Origin of the sequence: Flavonifractor sp. An52, from assembly GCF_002159385.1 — a bacterium.
Classification (GTDB): Bacteria; Bacillota; Clostridia; order Oscillospirales; family Oscillospiraceae; genus Flavonifractor; species Flavonifractor avicola.
Genome location: NZ_NFIB01000060.1, coordinates 1 through 4606, shown reverse-complemented (window position 1 = coordinate 4606; position 4606 = coordinate 1). Strand labels below are relative to the sequence as shown.

Annotated in this window: 4 protein-coding genes; all 4 read right to left on the bottom strand. The window is 53.1% G+C overall.

Annotated features, from left to right (window positions below):
* Positions 1-189 precede the first annotated feature (189 nt).
* Entirely contained in the window at positions 190-1446 is a 1257-nt protein-coding gene (locus B5G06_RS13630; protein WP_087189594.1) for an S-layer homology domain-containing protein, read from the bottom strand.
* 393 nt (positions 1447-1839) lie between these two features.
* Positions 1840-2547, bottom strand: a complete 708-nt coding sequence (locus B5G06_RS13625) for a tyrosine-type recombinase/integrase (protein ID WP_143382760.1) — start codon at positions 2545-2547, stop codon at positions 1840-1842.
* Positions 2544-2699 carry a site-specific integrase gene (locus B5G06_RS14615; RefSeq protein WP_343286369.1) on the bottom strand — a complete coding sequence of 52 codons (156 nt, stop codon included), beginning with the start codon at positions 2697-2699 and terminating at the stop codon, positions 2544-2546. The genes B5G06_RS13625 and B5G06_RS14615 overlap by 4 nt, the downstream gene beginning before the upstream one ends.
* A gap of 281 nt (positions 2700-2980) precedes the next feature.
* Positions 2981-4273, bottom strand: a complete 1293-nt coding sequence (locus tag B5G06_RS13620) for an IS30 family transposase (RefSeq protein WP_087189593.1) — start codon at positions 4271-4273, stop codon at positions 2981-2983.
* Positions 4274-4606: the final 333 nt, after the last annotated feature.

Genomic DNA, 4606 nt, shown 5'->3' with positions numbered 1-4606 from the left:
AACTCAGGGACAGGGCTTGGATTGGCGTTGTCTTTTTCCTGCCTACATGGTCCTTTTTACTCATTCCCATTTGAAATTTTCTTGCATCACCTACTTGACTTCATACCATTGGACTGAATGATAAAAGGGCGGCGGCTTCAAGCCGCCGCCCTGCTTATGTGTGCTAGGGTCGCTAGGGGTACAGGTCGCTTAGATGACTTCCTCAACAGTGCTGGAACCGCTACCGCTGCCCTGAGAGTTACCGGACTCAGCTTCTTCATCCTCGGACTCAGGCTGATCCTGGTCCTCAGGGTTATCAGCTTCGGGGTTATCAGCTTCGGGGTTATCAGCCTCGGGGTCGTCAGCTTCGGGGTCATCAGCCTCGGGGTCGTCAGCCTCGGGGTCATCAGCCTCGGGGTCGTCAGCCTCAGGGTCGTCAGCCTCAGGGTCATCGGCCTCGGGGTTATCGATCTCGGGGCCATCGCCGGGATCAGGATCAGGATCGGGGTCAGGGGTAGGAGTTACGCTACCGCTACCGCCGCCGCCACCGCCGCCGGAGGAAGAACCGCCGGAGCTCTGGCTGGGAACAGTGTAGTCGGTGCCGGCGGTGACCGTCTTGCCGTTCACCGTCACGCCGTCGGTACCCTCAACAGCCAGGACCGCCACGCCCGCGGGAACGTTGGTCAGCGCCACATCGTCGGCCACCACGCTCACAGTGGCGTCGCCGGTGTAGCCCTTCATGGACACCTTGGCGCCCTCGGCAGCCACCACCACGGTGGCATCCGCGTCGCCGGTGAGCGTCACATTGTCAGCCAGAACCAGCACAACGCCGCTCTCCTTCAGTTCAACAGTGCCGTTCTTGACCACATAATAAGCGATAGTCTGGTCCAAAAGGGCCATCACGCTGGCGCGGTTGATGTTCAGCTTGGGGGCTATGTCACCGGCAGAAGTGCCGTTTACATAGCCGTTGTTGACGAGGGCGTACACATAGCCCTTGGCCCAGGAAGAAATCTCGGAGGAGTCGGCAAAGCTGCCATTCAGGCTGCTCTCCTCCTTAATGCCCAGCGCACGGGCAAACATCACAAAGAACATCTCACGGGTCACAGTGCCGGTGGGATCCATCTGATCGGCTGCAACACCATTCATGATGCCCTGTGCCACACAGGCGGCAAACGCATCGGCATACCAGGCGTCAGCAGCAACATCAGTATAGGCGCTGAGGTCGGCCTTACCAGTCAGCTTCAACAGATTAGCGAATACCTGGGCAGCCTCCGCCCGGGTCATCATGCCCTCTGGGTTGAACTGGCCGTTGGAGCCCTGAACTACACCCGCGTCGCTCCAGCGGGCGATGCTCTCCTCTGCCCAGTGCCCGGCGGTATCCGAGTACTCGGCGGCCATCGCCACGGCGGGCAGAAGAGATGTCAGCATACACAGGCAAGTTGCAATAGCCAATAGTTTCTTCTTCATGTTTCTACTCACTCCTATTATGTTGATTTCTTGTTGCGCTGTTTATCGGGGCACAGTGCGGAGCCGGAGCATTACCCCCCCTTTTGTGGACAAAATTGATATTCTGACGCACGGGCCAGTCGATGGAAATAAAGATTTCCATTTCTTGTTCTTTATTTTAGCTCACTACGCTTTAAAAGGCAATAATAATTTTAAGAAAACAACTATAATTTCCATACCAGGCATAATAGATTAGCCCGTCAGTGCGAGAGATGTACTGACGGCCACTTTTTTGCGCACAAAACCACAATTTTGTGGCCCCTCAAGCCGACATGTCGGCCTGAATGCTGGCCCGCAGACAAATTAGAAGTAAGCTGTGGAGCGGATGTGCGTCAGAATATCAATTTTGTCTCCTTATGATATGAGACGCAGTTGCTCCAGCACTTTGGCGTGCTCCGCTCCCGTGGAAAGAAGATAGATGCGAGTGGTCCCGATGGAAGAATGGCCCAGCACATCGGCCAGCTTTACCACATCCCGGCATGCCTGGTAAAACGTCCGGGCGAACAGATGCCGCAGGTTGTGAGGGAATACCTTGGTAGGTGCCACTCCCGCCCGCTGGCACAGCCCTTTCATCTCTCTCCATATCTGTTTTCTGGAGAGAGATGTCCCGCTTCTGGTGAGAAAGATCTCGCCGGAGGCGATTTTATTTTTTCTGGCATATTTCAGAAGCTTGCGGCAAAGCTTGCCCGGCAAGAGGATGGCGCGGATCTTGCCCTTGAGCGCTACCTCTACCTTCCCGCACCGGGCGGCATCCACGGTGAGGTATCGCACCTCGCTGACCCGGATGCCAGTGCTACAGATGCTCTCCATCAGCAGGGCTAGCCGCTCCCGGCCTGTGCTGCGGGCCGCTGCCAGTAGCTGGTCATACTCCCTGCGGGTCAGCTCCCGCCCGGCCTTCCGGAACAGCCGACGCTGTATTTTCAGGTGCTTGACCTTACAATCTGCCTGGCCGAGAAAGCACAAAAAACGGTCCAGCGCAGTTAGCTTGCCGTTGACGGTGGACGGCTCACAGCCCTGCGCAAGCAGAAACGCTTTCCAGCGGACACCAGCTTCCTTTTTCAACTGTTTTTTCCAAGCCAGGCCGCGAACTGTGCGACGTCTCTGCGGTATTTTTCTATTGTGGCCGCACTGCGCTCCTCACCGCTCAGATACTGACAAAAGCAATCCAAATCTTCCGTGCTGGGTGGATTGCAAAAGTAACTTCCGGTTTGCACGATTTACTTCCGGTTACGGAAAAGTCTTGCAAGACTAAATTCCGGATAAGTTGGGCAGGTAACAAAAACCCGGAAGTTAATTTTACAAACATTGCCGAAACCAGAATTTACTCTTGCAAAGGGAATTGAATATTACCAGCGGGTATGTTAGCATAGAGACAGATCAGACACCCGGGGTAAAAATGAGCATACCAAGTGGAGGTCGAAGGGTTTTTGCAAAATTTGCAAAATTTACTTCCACCCCTGAAATCGGATTTATTGCGAATGGCGGCAGCTTAATTTTACTTTTTGAGCAGTCGGGGTGTCAGATTGATATCGTTTGCGGGGATCTCCTGAATGCCGAGGGACGGCAGAATGGTTTCGCCGTATAAGAAGCTGAACAACCGGTGGGCTGACTGGTTATTCAGCTTCTTTCTCGTATAGGAGTTAATATGACTCATCATGAGCAGAACATCGCTCTGCTGCAGGTGGTCAAAGGATGTACCTTTGGGAAGAATCCGCCGAATAAATTCGTGGGTGACTTCACAGCTGCCCTTTTGGTCGGAACGCTGAGGATCACAATAAAAGACCCTGCTGCGCACCTCTCCAAGTTCGGTGCACTCAATGGAAACCGGGTCGGTAAATTCACTGCCTCTGTCCGTCAGAATGATGGGAAACAGTCGGCAGTATTGCTCGTGCCCAAGGGTTTCGTACAGCCAGTTGAAAACCTCTGTAACAGACCGTGCCGTGTTCCTGTCCCGCAGAAAGGCCAGCATGAGGGTTGAGTTGCGGAAGAACACTGTAAGCAGCACCTTGCCACCCTTGCGGCCCTCTACAGAATCGATTTCCACGACCGGAATATCTGGATTGGCTGCGGTGTATTTCAGAAAATCTTCATAGGTCCTGCCCAGGTGACACTGCTTGTCTACCCGTACAGAAGGCTTCTTTTTGCGCACCTTATAGCGTACCTTCCTGGGTAAATCAATGTTTCCCACAGACAGTAGCCCGGCATCCACATAATTGTAGATGGTTCTCTCGTCTAACATGATTTCGTCGCCATTATTCACGCAGATCTGGTGAATGGACTGACCCTGCTTAATGAGCGGCGAGATGATTCGGTCGATTCGCTCAAGCTCAGTTGGCGTCACGGCAAAACCCTGTCGGGATTCGCTCCGGGTCATCTCATACTCTTTCTGGGCGAATTTTGCTTCATAAAGGTGCCGCTCCAATTTACAGCCCTTGCGCTGCTGACATCCGTTGCAGACATACGGCGGCTTGTTCAGCTTGGAGCAGTGTGCCGTCTGGAAGTCGGGACAGGTCTCAAAGCATTTCGCCTGATAGCAGGAGTTGCAAGACTTTCCGTAAGCAAACTTACAGGGATTGCACACATCACCGTAGTGCTTGCATTCCTTGCGGACAACACAGGGATTGTACCCTCCAGCCTGCTTCAGCTTGATATGTGAGCGAACTTCCTTGGAAATGGTTGTAGGATCTTTTCCTAATTCTGCTGCAATGGCAGAAAAGCTTTTCTGTTCTCTGAGACCGACTTCAATGGCGATTCGGTCACTAAGGGTCAAATGTGTATTCTTAGCCATGGTTTTCTCCGTTTCTCTGCTGCCGCCATTCGGAGAAGACGAAGGGGCTCTGCCCCTTAAACCCCGAGGTTTATCGCTTTTGTTTCCGGGAAGGCAGCAAAAAAGGCAGCATCCGTTAAGATGCCGCCTTCCTGCAAACCCTATGTGCCGCTCAGGTTGCTCCTCAGCGTTGCCCTATCCTGCGCATAGGTAAAGCATTTACATTGTAATTTACCGTTGGGAGCATGTCAATGTCTTGGAAAATGTTTGTAAGAGTTACTTCCAGGTACCTTTTTGCAAGATTAACTTCCGCATGACTGGCCACCCAACCGGAAGTTAGTTTTTCAATTGAGG

Bases quoted from the DNA above. Each gene is read 5' to 3' on its own strand.
- B5G06_RS13630 (WP_087189594.1), bottom strand. From the start codon at position 1,446: ATGAAGAAGAAACTATTGGCTATTGCAACTTGCCTGTGTATGCTGACA.
- B5G06_RS13620 (WP_087189593.1), bottom strand. From the start codon at position 4,273: ATGGCTAAGAATACACATTTGACCCTTAGTGACCGAATCGCCATTGAA.